The 17,010-nt window shown below is 63.8% G+C and carries 15 protein-coding genes; 1 reads left to right on the forward strand and 14 read right to left on the reverse strand.

From position 1 onward, the window contains the following. Positions 1–13: 13 nt before the first annotated feature. The 8 genes from F6X40_RS03665 to F6X40_RS03700 all read right to left on the reverse strand — a co-directional run bounded on the left by F6X40_RS03665 (position 14) and on the right by F6X40_RS03700 (position 9,858). Positions 14–1,009, reverse strand: a complete 996-nt coding sequence (locus tag F6X40_RS03665) for a LacI family DNA-binding transcriptional regulator (protein WP_187626863.1) — start codon at positions 1,007–1,009, stop codon at positions 14–16. 156 nt (positions 1,010–1,165) lie between these two features. Next, positions 1,166–2,050: an SMP-30/gluconolactonase/LRE family protein gene (locus tag F6X40_RS03670; protein ID WP_187626864.1), complete on the reverse strand. Its 885-nt coding sequence runs from the start codon at positions 2,048–2,050 to the stop codon at positions 1,166–1,168. After that, positions 2,047–2,814 carry an SDR family NAD(P)-dependent oxidoreductase gene (locus F6X40_RS03675; protein ID WP_187626865.1) on the reverse strand — a complete coding sequence of 256 codons (768 nt, stop codon included), beginning with the start codon at positions 2,812–2,814 and terminating at the stop codon, positions 2,047–2,049. The genes F6X40_RS03670 and F6X40_RS03675 overlap by 4 nt, the downstream gene beginning before the upstream one ends. Before the next feature lie 65 nt (positions 2,815–2,879). Further along, complete coding sequence (locus F6X40_RS03680; protein WP_187626866.1) at positions 2,880–5,285, reverse strand: glycoside hydrolase family 3 N-terminal domain-containing protein; 2,406 nt, start codon at positions 5,283–5,285, stop codon at positions 2,880–2,882. Between the two features lie 280 nt (positions 5,286–5,565). Beyond that, positions 5,566–6,696, reverse strand: a complete 1,131-nt coding sequence (locus tag F6X40_RS03685) for an ABC transporter ATP-binding protein (RefSeq protein ID WP_187626867.1) — start codon at positions 6,694–6,696, stop codon at positions 5,566–5,568. A gap of 69 nt (positions 6,697–6,765) precedes the next feature. After that, the gene (locus tag F6X40_RS03690; RefSeq protein WP_187626868.1) at positions 6,766–7,596 is read right to left on the reverse strand and encodes a carbohydrate ABC transporter permease; all 831 of its coding nucleotides are present in this window, start codon (positions 7,594–7,596) and stop codon (positions 6,766–6,768) included. 3 nt (positions 7,597–7,599) lie between these two features. Beyond that, positions 7,600–8,517 carry a sugar ABC transporter permease gene (locus F6X40_RS03695; protein WP_316251785.1) on the reverse strand — a complete coding sequence of 306 codons (918 nt, stop codon included), beginning with the start codon at positions 8,515–8,517 and terminating at the stop codon, positions 7,600–7,602. Positions 8,518–8,577: 60 nt separating this feature from the next. After that, positions 8,578–9,858 carry an extracellular solute-binding protein gene (locus F6X40_RS03700; RefSeq protein WP_262421354.1) on the reverse strand — a complete coding sequence of 427 codons (1,281 nt, stop codon included), beginning with the start codon at positions 9,856–9,858 and terminating at the stop codon, positions 8,578–8,580. A gap of 287 nt (positions 9,859–10,145) precedes the next feature. On the opposite strand from F6X40_RS03700, the gene F6X40_RS03705 reads away from it, so the two are divergent. Beyond that, positions 10,146–11,195: a LacI family DNA-binding transcriptional regulator gene (locus F6X40_RS03705; RefSeq protein WP_184045177.1), complete on the forward strand. Its 1,050-nt coding sequence runs from the start codon at positions 10,146–10,148 to the stop codon at positions 11,193–11,195. On the opposite strand, the gene F6X40_RS03710 is transcribed toward F6X40_RS03705, so the two are convergent. From F6X40_RS03710 to F6X40_RS03735, 6 genes are all read right to left on the reverse strand, one after another. Continuing rightward, a complete protein-coding gene (locus F6X40_RS03710) occupies positions 11,174–11,563 on the reverse strand; it encodes a type II toxin-antitoxin system VapC family toxin (protein ID WP_090810623.1) in 390 nt (129 codons plus the stop codon). The two genes, F6X40_RS03705 and F6X40_RS03710, sit on opposite strands and share 22 nt — an antisense overlap. Next, the gene (locus tag F6X40_RS03715) at positions 11,563–11,793 is read right to left on the reverse strand and encodes a type II toxin-antitoxin system Phd/YefM family antitoxin (protein WP_008921569.1); all 231 of its coding nucleotides are present in this window, start codon (positions 11,791–11,793) and stop codon (positions 11,563–11,565) included. Before F6X40_RS03715 ends, F6X40_RS03710 begins: the two co-directional genes overlap by 1 nt. Before the next feature lie 686 nt (positions 11,794–12,479). Then, positions 12,480–13,610, reverse strand: a complete 1,131-nt coding sequence (locus F6X40_RS03720) for an ABC transporter ATP-binding protein (protein WP_187626870.1) — start codon at positions 13,608–13,610, stop codon at positions 12,480–12,482. 112 nt (positions 13,611–13,722) lie between these two features. Then, complete coding sequence (locus F6X40_RS03725; RefSeq protein ID WP_187626871.1) at positions 13,723–15,060, reverse strand: GH1 family beta-glucosidase; 1,338 nt, start codon at positions 15,058–15,060, stop codon at positions 13,723–13,725. 59 nt (positions 15,061–15,119) lie between these two features. Beyond that, positions 15,120–15,950, reverse strand: coding sequence for a carbohydrate ABC transporter permease (locus tag F6X40_RS03730; RefSeq protein WP_187626872.1), 831 nt, complete (start codon positions 15,948–15,950; stop codon positions 15,120–15,122). Beyond that, positions 15,947–16,981 (reverse strand): carbohydrate ABC transporter permease, encoded by a 1,035-nt coding sequence (locus F6X40_RS03735; RefSeq protein ID WP_187626873.1) that lies wholly within the window; start codon positions 16,979–16,981, stop codon positions 15,947–15,949. Before F6X40_RS03735 ends, F6X40_RS03730 begins: the two co-directional genes overlap by 4 nt. Between the last annotated feature and the right edge of the window lie 29 nt (positions 16,982–17,010).

Raw genomic sequence — 17,010 nt, forward strand, 5'->3', positions numbered from 1 at the left:
CGCAGCGTGCCCTCTACGCGCTATCGCGTGCAATCACCGTGAAATCGATCTTCACCGCTTTCCTGCGCTGCACCTCGCCCGCTTCGCGATCGGCGAGCGCCGCGAGCAGCGTTTCGCCAGCGCGCAGGCCGATGCCGTACGCGTCGACCGACACCGTCGTGATGCTCGGCTGACAGCACCACGACACCTCGAAGTTGCCGAACCCGGCGACCGCGATGTCGCCCGGCACCGACAGCCCGCGCCGGTGACACTCCATGATCGCGCCGAACGCCGACATGTCGCTCACGCACATCACGGCCTCGGTATCGGGCCACGTGTCGAGCAATGCGCCGATCGCCGGTGCGCCGTGGCTCATCGTGATCGGCGAATCGCCGAGCCGGATCACGCGCGGCTCGCCGAGACCGAGCGCCTTGATTTCGGCGACGTAGCCGCGCATCCGGTCGTGCCCGCGCCGGTCGCGCTCGCTGGCACCCGCGATGAAGCCGATCCGCCGATAACCGCGCTCGTGCAGATGCCGGACCATCGCGCGCGCCGCCGACGAGTTCGAAAAGCCGACGACCCTATCGATTGGATCGCTGGGCAAATCCCACATTTCGACGACCGGAATGCCGGCGCGCTGCAACAGCATGCGCGTCGCCTCGGTGTGCCGGCCGCCCGTCAGCGCGACGCAGCGCGGCTGGTGGCGCAGCATCGAGCGCACCAGCAGTTCTTCCTGTTCCAGACGGTAGTCCGTGTCGCCGAGCAGCAACTGCAGACCGTGCGGGCCCAGCGCGGCATTCAGTCCGCGCACGGTGTCGGAGAAGTTCGAGCTGGACAGCGACGGCACCAGCACCGCGACGAACGCCGAGCGTCCCGACGACAGCGCGCCCGCCGCCGCATCGGCGACGTAGCCGAGTTCGTCGATGACCTTCTGCACGCGTTCGCGAGTCGCCTGCGACACGTTGCGGCCGGCGAGCACGCGCGACACGGTCATCTTCGAGACGCCCGCGCGTTCGGCAACATCGGACATGCGGGGCGGGACTGGCGGCCTGGACGTCATGATAGGTATCGGGGCGAATGCGCGAAAGTCATGGAACGCACATGATAGCGGGCCGCTCCTTGCGGAGCGACCAGGCAACGTCAGGGTTGCGTTTTGCGGCCTGTCCTGTCGCTGTGTTTTTGTCGTCTAACGCTCGAAGCCCACCGTGCAGCGCGCCTGAGCCTGCCCCGCCACCGGCGCGCGGAACGAGAACAGCCCGCCCGCCTGCGGCTGATGCTGGCGCTCGACCGTCGTCAGTCCCTTCCATGCGGTCGACACATAGACGGTTTGCAGATCGTCGCCGCCGAACGCGAGCTTCGTCACGTTCGCGCACGGCAACGGCACCTGATCGACCAGCTCGCCCGCCGGCGAGTAACGCTCGATCCGCCAGCCGCCGAACAGCGCGATCCACACGAAGCCGTCGGCGTCGACGGCCATGCCGTCGGGATGGCCGTCGCCGGAGATGGCGGCGAAGATGCGCTTGCCCGACAGCGTGCCGTCCGCGGCGACGTCGAAGGCATAAACCACGCGCCGCATCGTGTCGTTGTGATACAGCGTGCGGCCGTCCGGGCTCATCGCCGGGCCGTTCGTGATCACGTAGTCGTCGTCCTGCGCGATTGCCGCGCCTTGCTCGTTCACGCGATACAGCGTGCCGCTCGGCGCCTCTTCCGCATCGTCCATCGAGCCGAACCACAGGCGTCCCCGTGCATCGACGAAACCGTCGTTGAGGCGGTTGCCCGGCAGATGCGGTTCGACCTCGGCGAGCTTGCTGAACTCGCCGCTCGCCGGATCGAAGCGATGCAAGCCGGATGGCAGCCCGCATACGAACGTGCCGTCCGCGAGCGGCGCCAGAAAACCGGGCTGGTCGGGCGCCTGCCACGTCCGCTGCTCGCCGGTCGCGACGGACAGCCGATGAATCCGGCGCCCCTTGATATCGACGAAATACACCGCGTTTTCGGCGGCCTGCCATAGCGGCCCTTCGGCCAGTTCGGCGCCGACCGCCCATACGCATGCTGGGACCGGCATGCTCATTCTCCGTACCACCCTGCGTCGACGAAGTAATCGCGGCCGGAGCAGCGTGACGCGTCGTCGGAGGCGAGGAACAGCGCCATACGCGCGACGTGCTCGGGCTCGATGCGCAGTTGCAGACATTGACTCGCGACGACCTTCGCTTCGCTCTCAGCCGATTGCCACAGCTGCATCTGCCGCGGCGTCTTCACCGCCCCGGGGATGATGCAATTCACGCGGATGCCCGCGCTGCCCAGATCACGCGCGAGACCACGCGTGAGCCCTTCGATGCCGGCCTTGGCGGTCATATAGATCGCGAGGTTCGGCAGCGCGAGATGCCACGACACCGAGCCCAGATTCAGGATCACGCCGCGCCCCGCGCGACGCATACCGTTCGCGGCGGCCTGCGCGCAGAAGAACTGGTGGCGCAGATTCACCGCGATACGGTCGTCCCAGTAGCTCGCGGTGAGTTCGCCGATTTCGTGCCGGTCGTCGTTGCCGGCGTTGTTGACGAGCACGTCGATCGGGCCCACCGCATCGACGATGTCGGCGAACGTGTTTTCGATCGCGTCGACATTTTTCAGGTCGCAGCGGCGGAACAGCGGCGGATGCTTCGCGTGGCGAAGCGTTTCCTGCAGCGCGAGCGAATCGTGCTCGGCGACGTCGAGGAAGAACACGCGCGCGCCTTGCTGCGCGAAGGCCTCGACGATCGCGGCGCCGATCCCGCTGCCGCCGCCGGTCACGACGATGGTTTTGTCCGACAGACTTGGATAGGTTGCGTACGACATCAGATTTTCCACTTGTTACGAGTAGGACCACACACAGGACGGCGCTCGCCGCCCTGACCCGCCGCTTAGGCCACGATCTCGACCTCGCTCAGCATGCGCCAGTCGCGTTCGAGCGTTCTCGTCGCGGAGCCCGCGACGGCGACCGTGCCGCTCAGATGAATGTCGCGGCTCGAGTTGCCGACCAGCAGATCGAAGTCACCGGGCTCGACGATACGCTCGCCACACGCGTCGGTGAAGTTCAGCATGTCGACCGGCAGTTTCACGCGCACACGCGCCGACGCACCCGCCGCGAGCGGCACGCGCGCAAACGCCTTCAGCTCGCGGACCGGCCGCGCGACCGACGCGTGCCGGTCGCGCACGTAGATCTGCACGATCTCGGTGCCGTCGCGCGCGCCGATGTTGTCGACCGTGAAGCTCAACTCGATAGTACCGTTTTCGATCGACACTTCGCTGTGCGCGAGCGCGAGATCGCCGTAACGGAACTGCGTATAGCCGAGACCGAAACCGAACGGATAGCGGCAGCCGAAATGGTATGCGATCGGCGTTCCCGCGCTCTTCAGACGATGGTTATACACGTACGGCACGGCGCCCGCGCTCTTCGGCACCGACAGCGGCAGACGGCCGCTGAAATTGACGCGGCCCACCAGCAGATCGGCCAGCGCCTCGGCGCCACGCTCGCCCGGCGCGAACGCCATGATCTGCGCGGCGATGCGGTCTTCGAGGCCGCCGAGATTGTACGGACGGCCGCCCGTCATCACGACGACCGTCGGCGTGCCGCTATCGACCACTGCCTGCAGCAACGCCTGCTGCACACCCGGCAGGTCGAGGCTGTCGGTATCGGACCCTTCGCCGACCGTGCCGGACTGGAACAGGCCCGCCAGATCGCCGACGAACACCAGCGCGACGCCCGCTTGCCGCGCGGCCTCGACCGCGGCCGCGATGCCGTCGGTATCCTTGCTGATCAGCTCGTCGCAATGCGCGTCGCCGGTCAGATCGAGCGACACGTCGCCCGGGAACACCGGCGCGCCCGCGCGGCGCTCCTTGATGATGTCGCAACCCTGCGCGTGAATGACGCGCTCGTCGCCGAGCAACGCGCGCAGCGAACGCAGCGGCGTCGCGATCGAAGCAGTGGACTGCTCGCCGCTGTTGATCAGGTGCACCGGGAAGCTGTAGCCGGCGAGCAGCGCGAGCGGATCGTCGGCGGTCGGGCCGATCACCGCGATCTTGTCCGGGCCGTGCACGTCGAGCGGCAGCACGTCGCCTTGATTGCGCAGCAGCACCGCCGATTCGAGCGCGACCTGATATGCGGTATCGCCCGCGGTCGCGCTTTTCACGTCGACGCGTTCGGGATCGACGTACGGATTCTCGAACAGGCCGAGCTGGAATTTCACGCGCAGCACGCGCGAGACGGCGGTGTCGATCGTCGCTTCGCTGATCTCGTTGCGCTCGAGCGCTTCCTTCAGATGCACCGCGCACTCGTGACCCGGCAGCTCGACGTCGAGGCCGGAGTTGAACGCGAGGGCTGCGGCCGACGCGCTGTCGCGCGCCACCGCATGATGGCTGAACAGCAGGTCGACGCCCGCGTAATCGGCGACGACGAGACCGTCGAAGCCCCATTTCTCTCGCAGCGTGTCGTGCAGCAGCGCGCGATCGCCATGACAGGGTACGCCGTCGACGTCGTGATAGGCGGGCATCACCGAGCCCGCGTTCGCAAGCTTCACGGCCATTTCGAAAGGCAGCATGAACACGTCGTTGAGCTCACGCGGACCGACATGCACCGGCGCATGATTGCGGCCGCCTTCGCTCGCCGAATGACCGACGAAATGCTTGAGCGTCGCGAGCAGATCGCGCTGTTCGCCCTGCAGGCCCTTCACGTAATGACACGCGAGCACGCCAACCAGATACGGGTCTTCGCCGAGCGTCTCCTCGGTGCGGCCCCACCGCGGGTCGCGCGACACGTCGAGCACCGGCGCGAGCCCCTGATGACAGCCGATCGAGCGTGCCTGCTCGCCGATGATCGTGCCCACTTCGCCGACCAGTTGCGGATTCCACGTCGCCGCATAGTTCAACGGCGACGGGAACAGCGTCGCGTCCTTGATCATGAGCCCGACGAGGCATTCCTCGTGTGACATCACCGGAATGCCGAGGCGCGTGTCTTCGACCATCTTGCGCTGCAGCTCGTTGAGCGCGCGTACGCCTTCTTTCGGATCGACCGTATGCGTGCCGAGCGGACGCGTGATCTGGCCGAGGCCATGCTGCAGGATCTCGTCGACCGTGATCTGGTTGGCGCTCTGCGCGAAATCGATGCTACGCGCCTTGTGATTGCCATCGGCCGAGAGCTTCAGCCACGCGGCGTGAAGCTGCGCAATCTTTTCGTCGAGTGTCATGCGCGCGAGCAGATCGGCCACGCGCTCTTCCACGGCTGCCGCTGGATTGCGGTAGAGCGGGACCTCACTTTGGCGAAGCAACATCGAAAACTCCTTTTTTTTATCCTGGTGTACGAAGCGCATGAAGCGCCGACAAATCCGTTGTTCCTGACAAGCGTGCGGCATGGCGTTGCTTCAGGCCGGATGCCATCCCCTTCTATTTCAGATGCCTTTCCAGACTTCGCAGTCCTGCTAATCGATCGAACGCAGCCGCGACTCGAATTCGCCGTGTTTGATCGACTACGGGTCGTTCGTTGCGTCTAGCGACGCGATGCAATGGGACCGCGCTTGTTCGCGCCGTGCAAGCGGCGCGATCGCAAGCGGATCAGTGCAGACGCGGCAGCGCGAAATCCTTGTCGTCGAACACGTGGCACGCGTGCGGTGCGAACGCCAGTTCGACGCGTTCGTCGTGCGTCACGCCACCGTCGCCGGGCAGCTTGGCGATCATCGTGTTGCCGTCGCGCACGCCACCGTCCACATGCACGTAGCTGTGCTCGCCCATCCGTTCGACCAGGCGCACGGCGCAGCGGATTGTCTGCACGCCGGCCTGCGCCGACGGCAGGGCAAGATGCTCCGGCCGGATGCCGAGCGTGACCTGCGAACCGACGCGCTGCCTGCGGCCGTCGACCTCGGCGCGCACGCGCTCGCCCGTGGTCAGCTCGACCTGAATGCCCTTGTCGTCGACCGCGAGCACCGTGGCCGGCATGAAGTTCATCTTCGGCGAACCGATGAAGCCTGCGACGAAGCGGCTCTTCGGCCGGTGGTACAGATCGAGCGGCGCGCCGATCTGCGCGATGCTGCCGTGTTTTTCCATGTCCGCGCCGGCGTGCAGCAGCACGATCTTGTCGGCGAGCGCCATCGCTTCGATCTGGTCGTGCGTGACGTACACCGCGCTCGCGCGGTTGAACTCGCGATGCAAACGGGCGATTTCGGTGCGCGTCTGCACGCGCAGCGCGGCGTCGAGATTCGACAGCGGCTCGTCGAACAGGAACACGCCCGGCTCGCGCACGATGGCGCGCCCGATCGCCACGCGCTGGCGCTGGCCGCCGGACAGCGCAGCGGGGCGGCGTTCGAGGTAGCTGTCGAGTTGCAGCGCGGCAGCGGCGCTGCGCACCTTCTTGTCGATGGTGGCCTTATCGACCTTCGCCTGACGCAGGCCGAATGCCATGTTCTCGTACACGCTCATATGCGGATAGAGCGCGTAGTTCTGGAACACCATCGCGACCTGGCGCTTCGCGGGTTCGACGTTGTTCATCAGTTGACCGTCGATGCGCAGTTCGCCGTCGGTGATCGATTCGAGACCGGCGATCATGCGCAGCAGCGTGGACTTGCCGCAGCCCGACGGCCCGAGGAACACGCAGAATTCGTCCCTGCCGACTTCGAGGTTGGCGTCGCGGATCACCGAGTTACCGCTCGTATAGGACTTCTGTACGTTAGTGAGAGAGATGCTTGCCATATCGTTTATGCGAAGTTCGGTGTGCGGGCCACTTTGGCCCATACGATTCGAGGTGAGGTGCGATGCGGATCAGCCCTTGAGCGAGCCGGCCATCATCCCCTTGATCACGCGCTCCTGACCGAACGCGTAGGCAACGATCAGCGGCAGCGACGTGAGCACGAGGACGGCCAGCATCGAGGGTATGTTCGACGCGTATTGCCCCATGAAGTCCCAAATCGCGAGCGGCAGCGTACGGTGCTCGGCCGTCGACGTGAGCATGTACGCGAAGATGAACTCGTTCCACAGACCAATGCCGTTGAAGATCGTCACAGTGGCGAGCCCCGGTGCCGAAAGCGGGAAGAAAATTCGCCAGAAGATGCGGAACGGACTGCAGCCGTCGAGCTGCGCCGCTTCTTCGAGCTCGCGCGGAATCTGGCGCATGAACTCGGTCAGGATGAAGATCGACACCGGCAGACTGAGGGCCACATAAGGGCCGAGCAGCGCGAACGCGGTGTCGTAAAGGCCGAGGTTGCGCGTGAGCAGATAGATCGGCACGAGCGTCGCATGCAGCGGCACGATCATGCCAGCGACCACCAGACCGAACAGTGTCTTGTTCAGCGAGAAGCGCAAGCGCGCAAACACGTAGGCCGCCATCGCACTGATGATGACGATCAGCAGCACCGACACGCCCACCGTGAACACGCTGTTACGGAAATAAGTGAAAAACGGCCCCTGCAGCACAGCCGCGTAGTTACCCCAATACAGGTGGCTCGGCGGCGCCCACACTGACGTCGCGAAGGTCTCTTCCTGGCTCTTGAAGCTCGATGCGACCATGAAGAGAAACGGAATCGTCGTGACGGCCAGCCAGATCAGTGCCAGCAGAGGAACCCCCACGCGGGGGAAGCGTAGTTTCTTGTTCATGGTTCAGACCTCGGTTGCATAACGGCGGGTGAAGTACATCGACACCGCCGCCACCGTGATGACGATAAGGAACATCGCCGAGCCGATGGTGCTGCCGTAGCCGAGTTGAAACGAACTGAACACCGTGCGATACATGTAGGTGGCCATCACCTCGGACGAGCCTTCGGGGCCGCCACCGGTCATGACGAAGACGAGATCGAAGTAACGCAGCGACCCGAGCACCGACAGCAGCACAGCGGTGCGCACCGTGCCTTGCAGGTGCGGCAGCTTGATGCGCCAGAAAATGGTCCACTCGGATGCGCCGTCGAGGAGCGCGGCCTCGTTGACCTCGGCCGGCATCGACGAGAGGCCGGCGAGAAACAGAATCATGTAGAAAGGCGCGTTCTGCCAGATGATCACGGCGATGGTCGCAGCCAGCGAAAAATGCGGATCGCCCAGCCAGTCCTTCGCGAGGCCATCAAGCCCGAAAGCCTGCAGCGCGACGTTGATCGGACCGAAATTCGGATCGTAGATTTGCTTGAACAGCACACCGATCGCCACGCTCGACATCAGCAGCGGCAGGAAATAGAGAACCTTGAGCAAGCGCGAGCCACGACCGGCCTTCTCCAGCAGCACGGCGAGCGCGAGCGCGATCGGAAGCTGGACGACGATCGACGCGACAGCAAGAATCACGTTGTTCTTCAGCGATTGCCAGAACACTATGTCGTGCGCGAGCCGCGCCCAGTTCGCGAGCCCGATATAACGGGCAGTGTTGCCGAGGCCGTTCCAGTCGAGCAGCGACAGCCGCAGGCTGGAGACGAGCGGATAAAGCAGGAACACGGCCAGCAGCAGCAGCGACGGCGCAAGAAACACAACCGTGACGAGCGTTTGCGATGAAAATCTCAGCCGGCGTTCGGGTGTAGCGGAAAGTGCGATATTCACGGGCTTGTATGCCGACCGGCACCTCGCGGTGCCGGTCGGACTTTTCTTTAAGACTGGAGATCAGCCGCCCTTCTTCGAAGCGGCTTCCATTTGCTGCGCAGCAGCCTCAGGCGTCAGCGACAGACCGAACAGTGCTTGCGTCGTGTCCTTGTGCAATTCACCGAGGGCCGGCGGCAATGCCTGGTCGTACCAGAGCTGCACGCTCGGAGCGGCGGCAAGCATTTGCTGCAGACGCTGCGTGAACGGATCGTCGATCTTGACGTGATTGACCGGCGGGAGCTTGTGGTCATCCGACGCGCGAGCCTGCATCGCCTGCTCGTCGGTCAGTGCCTGGATCAGCTTGAACGCTGCGTCCGGCGTCTTGCACTCGGTCGAGATGCTGAGGAAGCCGTCGCCGACCGTGCCGATCAGGTCGCGCGGATCACCCTTGCCACCCGGCACGCTCGGGAACGCGAAGAAGTCGAGGTCCTTCGAGAACGTCGGATTTTCGTTCGCGATCGTCGAAGCTTCCCAGGCGCCCATCAGCTCCATGGCAGCCTTGCCCGTGTACAGCAGGCGGCGCGAGGCGCCCGAGTCGTAATCGAGACCGTTGATGCCCGGTGCGAACGCGCCAGCCTTCACGAGTTCCTGAATGCGCTTGCCGGCTTCGACGAACGCCGGATCTTCGAAGCCCTTGCCCTTGCCTTCGATCGCGTCCTTCACGACTTGCGGACCGCCGATACGGTCGACGAGGTACATGTAGTACATCGAACCAGTCCACTTGTTCTTGTTCGCGAGCGAGAACGCTGCAACGTTGTGCGACTTCAGCACTTCAACGACGTGCATCAGTTCATCCCACGTCTTCGGCGGCGTGATGCCGTACTTCCTGAAGACTTCCTTGTTGTAGAAGATCACCGCGGCCGCCGCGTTTTCGGCGGCAACACCATAGGTCTTGCCGTCGAACGTCGTGACATTCCACGACGCTTGCATGAAGCGGTTGCGGTACGCCGGATCCTTCTCCAGGTACGGCGTGAGGTCGGCGATCTGGCCGGATTTCACGTACTCGTGCAGCCCGCCGCCGCCCCAGTTCTCGAACACGCACGGCGGCTGGTTCGCGCCGAAAGCGACCTTCAGCTTAGTCTTGTACGCCTCGTTCAGGACGTGCGAATTCTCGACCTTGTAGCCCGGAACCGCCTTTTCGAATCGATCCGACGCGTCGCGAATGATCTTGCTCGACGACGCATTGGTCTGCTGGTCCCATACCGTGATCGTTTTGGAGTCCGCCGCTACGGCGTTCGAAACAACTGCAGACAACGAAAACAGCAGCGCCGTCGCGCCGATGATGGACCGCGCTTTAAACAAAGCCGGGTACGCCATGGGTGTGTCCCCTCTTCTGGATTTATAAGAAATCACCGAAACATTAACGTTAGCCTTAACGTTAGTGAATGTTAGGTCGATGCGTGAAGTAAGGCTATGCGGGATTTTACCTGGTCCCGGCGGGCTGCGACGCAACTGCCGGATAAGATGGACCGATTGTGGGAAAGCTGAAATATAAAGGGTTCTGCTAGAATAACGACTACATAAACGTTATCGCTAACGCGATTAGCGAGTCGACCCATCCAATGACCTCTCGCACACCTTCGACCCGCATGGCAAGACAGACCCCAACGCTTGAGCACGTTGCCAAGCTTGCCGGGGTGTCCCAGATGACCGCGTCGCGCGCTCTCAACGGCCGTCCCGGCGTGTCGCGCGAAACCCGCGACGAAGTCCTGAGAATCGCGTCGGACATCGGTTACGTCGTCAACCGCACCGCGCAGAAACTGTCGGGCGGCCGCAACGGCATCATCGGCATCATCACGCCGACACTCGACACGCAATTCTCCAGCGAACTGATTCTCGGCGCGGGCCGCGCGGCGCGTGGCGCAGGCTGCGAGATGCTGGTCTACACCGTGTTCGACGAAGATCGTCATACGCATCACGACCTGCTAGGGCTCATCCAGCAATTCTCCGACGGTATCCTCGCCATTCTTCCGCGCGAGTCGCTGTGCCTCGAGGCGCTCGCCACCGCGAAGGTACCGGTCGTCGTCGTCGATCAGCGCGGCACGCTGACGGGCTTCCCGTCGGTGTCGGTCGACAACTACGGCGGCGCCTGTCTCGCGGTCGAGCACCTCGCCGAGCTCGGTCACAAGCGCATCGCGTTTCTGGCCGGCGACGAAACGATCGAAGGCGTGCGCGACCGGCAACGCGGCTATCACGACACGCTGGCTCGCCTCGGCCTGCCGCGCGAAGACGCGCTGGTCGCCGCGGGCGACCTGTCGCAAATGATGGCGTTCGACGTCACGTTCGACCTGCTGAATCTCGCCGAGCCGCCCACCGCGATCTTCACGGCCAACGACCAGAGCGCGTTCGGCGTGATCGCCGCGATCCGCGAAGCAGGTCTGCGCGTGCCGGACGACATCTCGGTGATCGGCTTCGACGACATCCCGATGTCCGAGCAGTTTCACCCGGCGCTCACCACGATCCGCCAACCGTTCCAGCAAATGGCGCGCTCGGCGGTCAACACGCTGCTCGCGCAGATCGCCGGGATCGACGCCGCTTCGCAGCGCATCACGCTCCCGGCGGAACTGGTGGTGCGCGATTCCACCGGCCCAGTCCGCACCAGGCAGCGCCGCGGCCGTCACCAGATCGTTTCGACGTAAGTCGACGCGCGCACCTTCGCATCCGAAGTCACGAGCGCGCCGCCATGCGTGCGCGCGGTCGCGACGATCAGGCGTTGATGCAAGGCGAGCGTGGGCGGCAGCGTGGCCGCGCGAAACGCGATCTCGGTGTCGACCGGAATCATCCGCACGCCGTCGAGCGACAGAAACGTCGACATCCAGCTGCGCGCGTCCATCGACAGCCCGAGACTGCCGACCTTCACGAACTCCGCGATTTCGAACGCACTGATTGCCGAAATCAGGATCTCGCCGCCGGCGAGCTCCCGATCGATCGCATCGTGCGCGGCCTGGCTCAGCGCTTTCTGCCTGCCGAGCCAGCACACGAGCGCAAGCGTGTCGAGCGTGATCATTACTCGTCCTGCTCGGCAGTGACAGGCTGCAACGCGTGCTTCAGGTTGAAATGCGTAATCGACGCGCGCAGCAGTTCGAGCGGGTTTTCCTGCTTGCTGCGATACGGCCGGATTTCGATGGTGGGTTGTCCGCGGTCGGTGACGACCACGGTTTCGCCCAATGCCTCGACCTGACGGAACAACTCGCAGGCCCGGGACTTGAAAATGGCTTTAGATACTCGCTTTTCCATGACGCTCTCCACCCAGCAAAAATCCAACGGTATTTTTTGTATCGGGCCGGTGCGCCCGCAGGCGAACACCCGCGATGCGTGCCCGACATTCTTTATCAACCTTGCTCTCAGTCGTTGCTTCCCAGCCTACTGCCAGGAGCTCCCTCGAGCTCCAATCCAACTCGCGGCGACAACTACCGTAGCCGCGACACAGCCTGCAACGGTCGCGCCAATTCCTGCGCGCAACCGCTGCACTTTCACCTAATCAATTGGTTTTACACAGACCGCTCTGGCCATACCGGGTCGTGCCGGATAGCCGCGCGCCGCGTCTTGGGTTTGAATGTTTTGCCCCGTTTTTTAGCTCTTCGAATAGATGCAAACGTCCCCGAACGTTACCCTTAACGTTAGCGGATGTTAATGGCGGACATTCGCCGCCGCCATGCGGAGTTTACCTAAGCTCCAAATCGCTATCCGACCCCTCGACTGGACCCTCTAAATCAAGCCCGGCAAGGAGAAAGCTCCATGCAAGGCGTCGAAAGTACTGCGTAATATTATTTAATGCGAACTGGCTAACGTCATCGCTGCTTGCGTCAGTCTTCGTCGTTCGATGCAGGGGGCCCGGATGAAGGCTCCGCATCGAAATGCACGATCCACGCATGCAACGATTCGCGCGGCTTTACCGTTGCTCACTCGCCGACATCGGCCTGTCAAACCACCGCGCCGACGTCCTCGCCGACTTCGGGTCGCGCGAGGCTCACCGCGGCGCCATTCGCATCGAACAGCGTGACCGACGACGACGCCACCTTGATCCCGACACGCGCGCCGACCGCGTGCTGCGCGTCCTTCTTGTCGAGCTTCAGCGCGATCGCGTGCGCCATGCCATCGAGTCGAGCATGCAGGATCGAGACGTCGCCGAGATGCTCGACCAGTTCGACACGCGCGGCGAGACCTTCGTCGAGCGAGCCGATGCCCAGATGCTCGGCGCGCACCCCGAGCGTCAATTCGCCACTGACCGGCTGCGCCAGCCGGCCGGGCAGCACGATGCGCTGGCTCGCGCCGGCGAGCGCCACGACGGTTTGCGCATCGCTTCGCGACACCAGCGTCGCGGTCAGCATGTTCATCTGCGGCGAGCCGATGAAGCCGCCAACGAAGCGGTTCGACGGCCGCTCATACAGGTCGAGCGGCGCGCCGGTCTGCTCGATGCGGCCTTTGTTGAACACGACGATCTGCTGGCCCAGCGTCATCGCCTCGACCTGATCGTGCGTGACGTAGATCATCGTCGTGCCGAGTTCGCGATGCAGCTTCGCGAGTTCGATACGCATCTGCACGCGCAGCGCAGCGTCGAGATTCGACAGCGGTTCGTCGAACAGGAACACGCGCGGCTTGCGCACGATCGCCCGTCCGATCGCGACGCGCTGGCGCTGGCCGCCCGACAGCGCCTTCGGTTTGCGCTCCAGCAGATGTGTGATCTGCAGGATCTCGGCGGCACGGCCCACCGCCACGCGCACTTCCTTTTTCGACTTGCCCGACAGCTTCAGCGAAAAGCCCATGTTTTCCGCGACCGTCATGTGCGGGTAGAGCGCGTAGCTCTGGAACACCATCGAGATGCCGCGGTCCGTGGGCTGCAGATCGTTGACGCGTACGCCGTCGATCAGAATGTCGCCGCCCGTCACTGACTCGAGCCCCGCGATCATGCGCAGCATTGTCGACTTGCCGCAGCCCGACGGTCCCACGAACACCGTGAACTGGCCGTCCGGGATGTGCAGGTCGATGCCCTGGATCACCTGCGGTCCTTCGCCATACGTCTTCGTGACGTTGCGCAATACGAGTTCGCCCATTTGATGCCTCCTCCTCAATCCTTGTACTTGCAGACCCCGCGTGACGCTATCCCACTGCCGTACTACTGTCGCGCCACGCGAGGTTCGATGCGCCCGTCGTCGGGCGTGCGCCTCAGCGCACGGCCGCGACGCCGGCGTGTTGCGCGATCACGTCGCGATACCACAACGCGCTGTCCTTCAGCGTGCGCTCCTGGCTCGCGTAGTCGACGTAGACCATGCCGAAGCGCTTGTCGTAGCCCGACGCCCATTCGAAGTTGTCCATCAGGCTCCAGGCGAAATAGCCCGCCACGTCGACGCCCTGTTTCACCGCGTCCGACAAGGCGGCGAGATGCAGGTCGTAGAAGCGCACGCGCTCGGCGTCGTGCACGCGGCCGTTATCGAGCACGTCTTTCGCCGCGCAGCCGTTCTCGGTGATGTAGATCGGCGGCAGCTTGTAGTCGGCGTTGATGCGCGTCAACAATTCGGTGAGACCTTGCGGATAGACTTCCCAATCCATGTCGGTGAAGCCGAGCGCGCCCGGCGGACGCTTCTCGCCCGATGCGCTCGCGAAGATCCGCGTGTAGTAGTTGACGCCGAGGAAGTCCATCGGCGTACTGATCACGTCGAAATCGCCGCTCCGGATCACGTCTTGCGGACCGTTCGCGCCATACCATTCCAGCGCCTCGGCCGGATACTCGCCCTTGAACAGCGGGTCCATGTACCAGCGCACGAACTTCGCGTATTCGAGCGACGCGGCGGCCTGATCTTCGGGCGCATCCGTCGCGCCATGCGCCGGCGACTGGTTCAGCACGATGCCGAGCGGCGCCTTCACGCCATCGGCGCGCAGTGCCTGCAACGCGAGACCGTGCGACAGCAGCAGATGGTGCGCGACATGCGCGGCCTTCTTCAGATCGGCGTTGCCCGGCGCGAAATAGCCGGTTGCGTTGCCGAGCCACGCGGTGCACCACGGTTCGTTGTGCGTCGCGATCGATCCAATGCGATCGCCGAGCACGCTGCCGATCTTGCGTGCGTAGTCCGCGAAGCGATAAGCGGTGTCGCGGCTTTCCCAGCCGTTTTGCGTATGCTGCAGCGACAACGGCAGGTCCCAGTGATACAGCGTTGCGAACGGCTGGATGTCGCGCTCGAGCAAACCGTCGACGAGGCGCTCGTAAAACGCGAGGCCCTTGTCGTTGCATGCGCCGCGGCCAGTCGGCTGCACGCGCGGCCAGGCGATCGAAAAGCGATAAGCCTTGACCCCGAGTTCGGCCATCAGGTCGAGGTCTTCCTCGACCAGGTGATAGTGATCGCATGCGACATCGCCGTTCTCGCCGTTCACGACCTTGCCCGGCACGTTGCAGAACGCGTCCCAGATCGACGGGCCGCGGCCGTCCTCATGCGCTGCGCCTTCGATCTGGTAGGAACTGGTGGCGACGCCCCAGACGAAGTCTTCGTTGAATCGATACGTCGACATAGATGATGTTGTCCTGAATGGTCACGCCTGCTAGGGCGTGAAAAATGAAAGAGAGAATCTCAAGCCTTGACCGCGCCGGTCGTCAGACCGTCGATCAGACGCCGCGAGGTGAATGCGAACAGCACCAGCAACGGCAGCACCGCGACCGCGGAGCCCGCCATCACCGCGCCCCAATCCGAATTGGTCGGACTTTGCAGAATGCGCAGAGCGAGCGGCAGCGTGTACATCGACGGCGAACGCAGCACGACGAGCGCCGACAGAAAGTTGTTCCACGCCTGAATGAAGCTGATCAGTCCAAGCGTACCCAGCGCCGGTCCCAGCAGCGGCATCACGATGCTCCGGTAGATGCGGAATTCACTGCAGCCGTCGATGCGCGCCGCCTCGATCAGCTCGGACGGAATCGCCGCCGCGACGTACTGGCGCATCAGGAACACGCCGAGCGCGGCGGCCGCGCCAGGTACGTACAGCGCGCGCGGCTGATCGATCCAGCCGAGCAGGTTCATCGTCATGAAGGTCGGAATCATGCCGAGGAACGGCGGCACCAGCATCGCGGTCAGCGCGATCGCGAACAGCGTCTTCTTGAAGCGGAATTCGTACATCGCGAACGCGTAGCCGGCCATCGACGTGACGAGCAGCGTCAGCACGGTTTGCATCGTGGCCGTATAGAAGCTCCAGCCGAGATTGCGCCAGAACGGAATGTGCCGCATCAGCGAGGCCATGTTGTCGAGAAACGCGCTGCCGAACCACAGCGGGGGCGGCATCGAGAAAATCTCGGAACTCGTGTGCGTCGCGAACACGAACATGAAGTAGAACGGCGAGAACATCAGCAGCGCGCCGACCACCACGATCGCGTAGCCGATATAACGGCCCTTGTTGCTCGACGATTTCATCGCTGTGTCTCCTCGTTCATGCCGCTGCGGTGAAAGATCCGCGTGTTCAACCACATCAACGCGCCGATCGAAATGAACAGCAGCCATGCGATCGAACTCGCGGTGCCGAAATCGCCGTCGTGGAATGCGGTGCGATACATATAGACGGCCGTGGTCAGACCGGACTGGCTGGTACCCATGCCTTCGTTCGGCAGCAGGATGAACGGCTCTTCGAACAGTTGCAGCCCACCGATGATCGACAGCGTGACCGCGAATAAAATCATCGGCTTGATCAGCGGAATCGTGATGCGGGTGAACTGTTGCCAGCCGTTCGCGCCGTCGATGCGCGCGGCCTCGTAAAGGTCCTTCGGAATGGTTTGCAGCGCCGACAGATACAGCACCGTGTTCCAGCCGACATAGCGCCAGAAGATCACGACCGACACCGCCGGCTTGACGTTCTTCGGGTTGTACAGCCACTCGATCGGATGCGCAGGGACGATCCAGTGCAGGCCGGGCAGCTTGCCGAGCTCGGCGATCGCGAGGTTGATCATGCCGAAGTCGGTCGAATACAGCGACGAGAAGATCAGCGCGATCGCGACGCTCGACGTGATGAACGGCAGGAAGTACAGGCCGACCACCAGGTTGCGCCAGCGGCGAAACGCGGTTTGCAGAAAGAATGCGAGCGGCAGCGCCACCAGATGCTGCGGCACGCCGGACATGATCGCCATCGACGCGGTGTTGTACAGCGACTTCCAGTACCACGGGTCGGTCAGCGTGAACGTGAAGTTCGACAGACCCACCCACTTCATGCTCGCGAGCCCCGCCGTCGCGTCCCAGCTCTGGAACGACAGGTACAGCGAAAACAGCAGCGGGAACGCCATGAATAGCGCGAACAGCAGGAAAAATGGCCCGAGAAACAGGTAGGGTGCGACTTTCACCGGATCGAGCCGCGAAGTTCTGCGCGGCGCGGCGAACGGCGCGGGCGAGCTCAGCACGTCGCTCGCGCGCGCATCGCGGGCGACCTCTGGGGTCGTGGGCAGCGGGGTGTTCATCAATAGTTCCGTCCAGTCGGGCGTAGCCG

It is taken from the genome of Paraburkholderia sp. UCT31 (assembly GCF_014397655.1).
Taxonomy (GTDB): Bacteria; Pseudomonadota; Gammaproteobacteria; order Burkholderiales; family Burkholderiaceae; genus Paraburkholderia; species Paraburkholderia tuberum.

What these genes read in the sequence shown, in the direction of transcription:
- F6X40_RS03665 (WP_187626863.1), bottom strand. Translation starts at nt 1,009, where the DNA reads ATGTCCGATGTTGCCGAACGCGCGGGCGTCTCGAAGATGACCGTGTCG.
- F6X40_RS03670 (WP_187626864.1), bottom strand. Translation starts at nt 2,050, where the DNA reads ATGAGCATGCCGGTCCCAGCATGCGTATGGGCGGTCGGCGCCGAACTG.
- F6X40_RS03675 (WP_187626865.1), bottom strand. Translation starts at nt 2,814, where the DNA reads ATGTCGTACGCAACCTATCCAAGTCTGTCGGACAAAACCATCGTCGTG.
- F6X40_RS03680 (WP_187626866.1), bottom strand. Translation starts at nt 5,285, where the DNA reads ATGTTGCTTCGCCAAAGTGAGGTCCCGCTCTACCGCAATCCAGCGGCA.
- F6X40_RS03685 (WP_187626867.1), bottom strand. Translation starts at nt 6,696, where the DNA reads ATGGCAAGCATCTCTCTCACTAACGTACAGAAGTCCTATACGAGCGGT.
- F6X40_RS03690 (WP_187626868.1), bottom strand. Translation starts at nt 7,596, where the DNA reads ATGAACAAGAAACTACGCTTCCCCCGCGTGGGGGTTCCTCTGCTGGCA.
- F6X40_RS03705 (WP_184045177.1), top strand. Translation starts at nt 10,146, where the DNA reads ATGGCAAGACAGACCCCAACGCTTGAGCACGTTGCCAAGCTTGCCGGG.
- F6X40_RS03710 (WP_090810623.1), bottom strand. Translation starts at nt 11,563, where the DNA reads ATGATCACGCTCGACACGCTTGCGCTCGTGTGCTGGCTCGGCAGGCAG.
- F6X40_RS03715 (WP_008921569.1), bottom strand. Translation starts at nt 11,793, where the DNA reads ATGGAAAAGCGAGTATCTAAAGCCATTTTCAAGTCCCGGGCCTGCGAG.
- F6X40_RS03720 (WP_187626870.1), bottom strand. Translation starts at nt 13,610, where the DNA reads ATGGGCGAACTCGTATTGCGCAACGTCACGAAGACGTATGGCGAAGGA.
- F6X40_RS03725 (WP_187626871.1), bottom strand. Translation starts at nt 15,060, where the DNA reads ATGTCGACGTATCGATTCAACGAAGACTTCGTCTGGGGCGTCGCCACC.
- F6X40_RS03730 (WP_187626872.1), bottom strand. Translation starts at nt 15,950, where the DNA reads ATGAAATCGTCGAGCAACAAGGGCCGTTATATCGGCTACGCGATCGTG.
- F6X40_RS03735 (WP_187626873.1), bottom strand. Translation starts at nt 16,981, where the DNA reads ATGAACACCCCGCTGCCCACGACCCCAGAGGTCGCCCGCGATGCGCGC.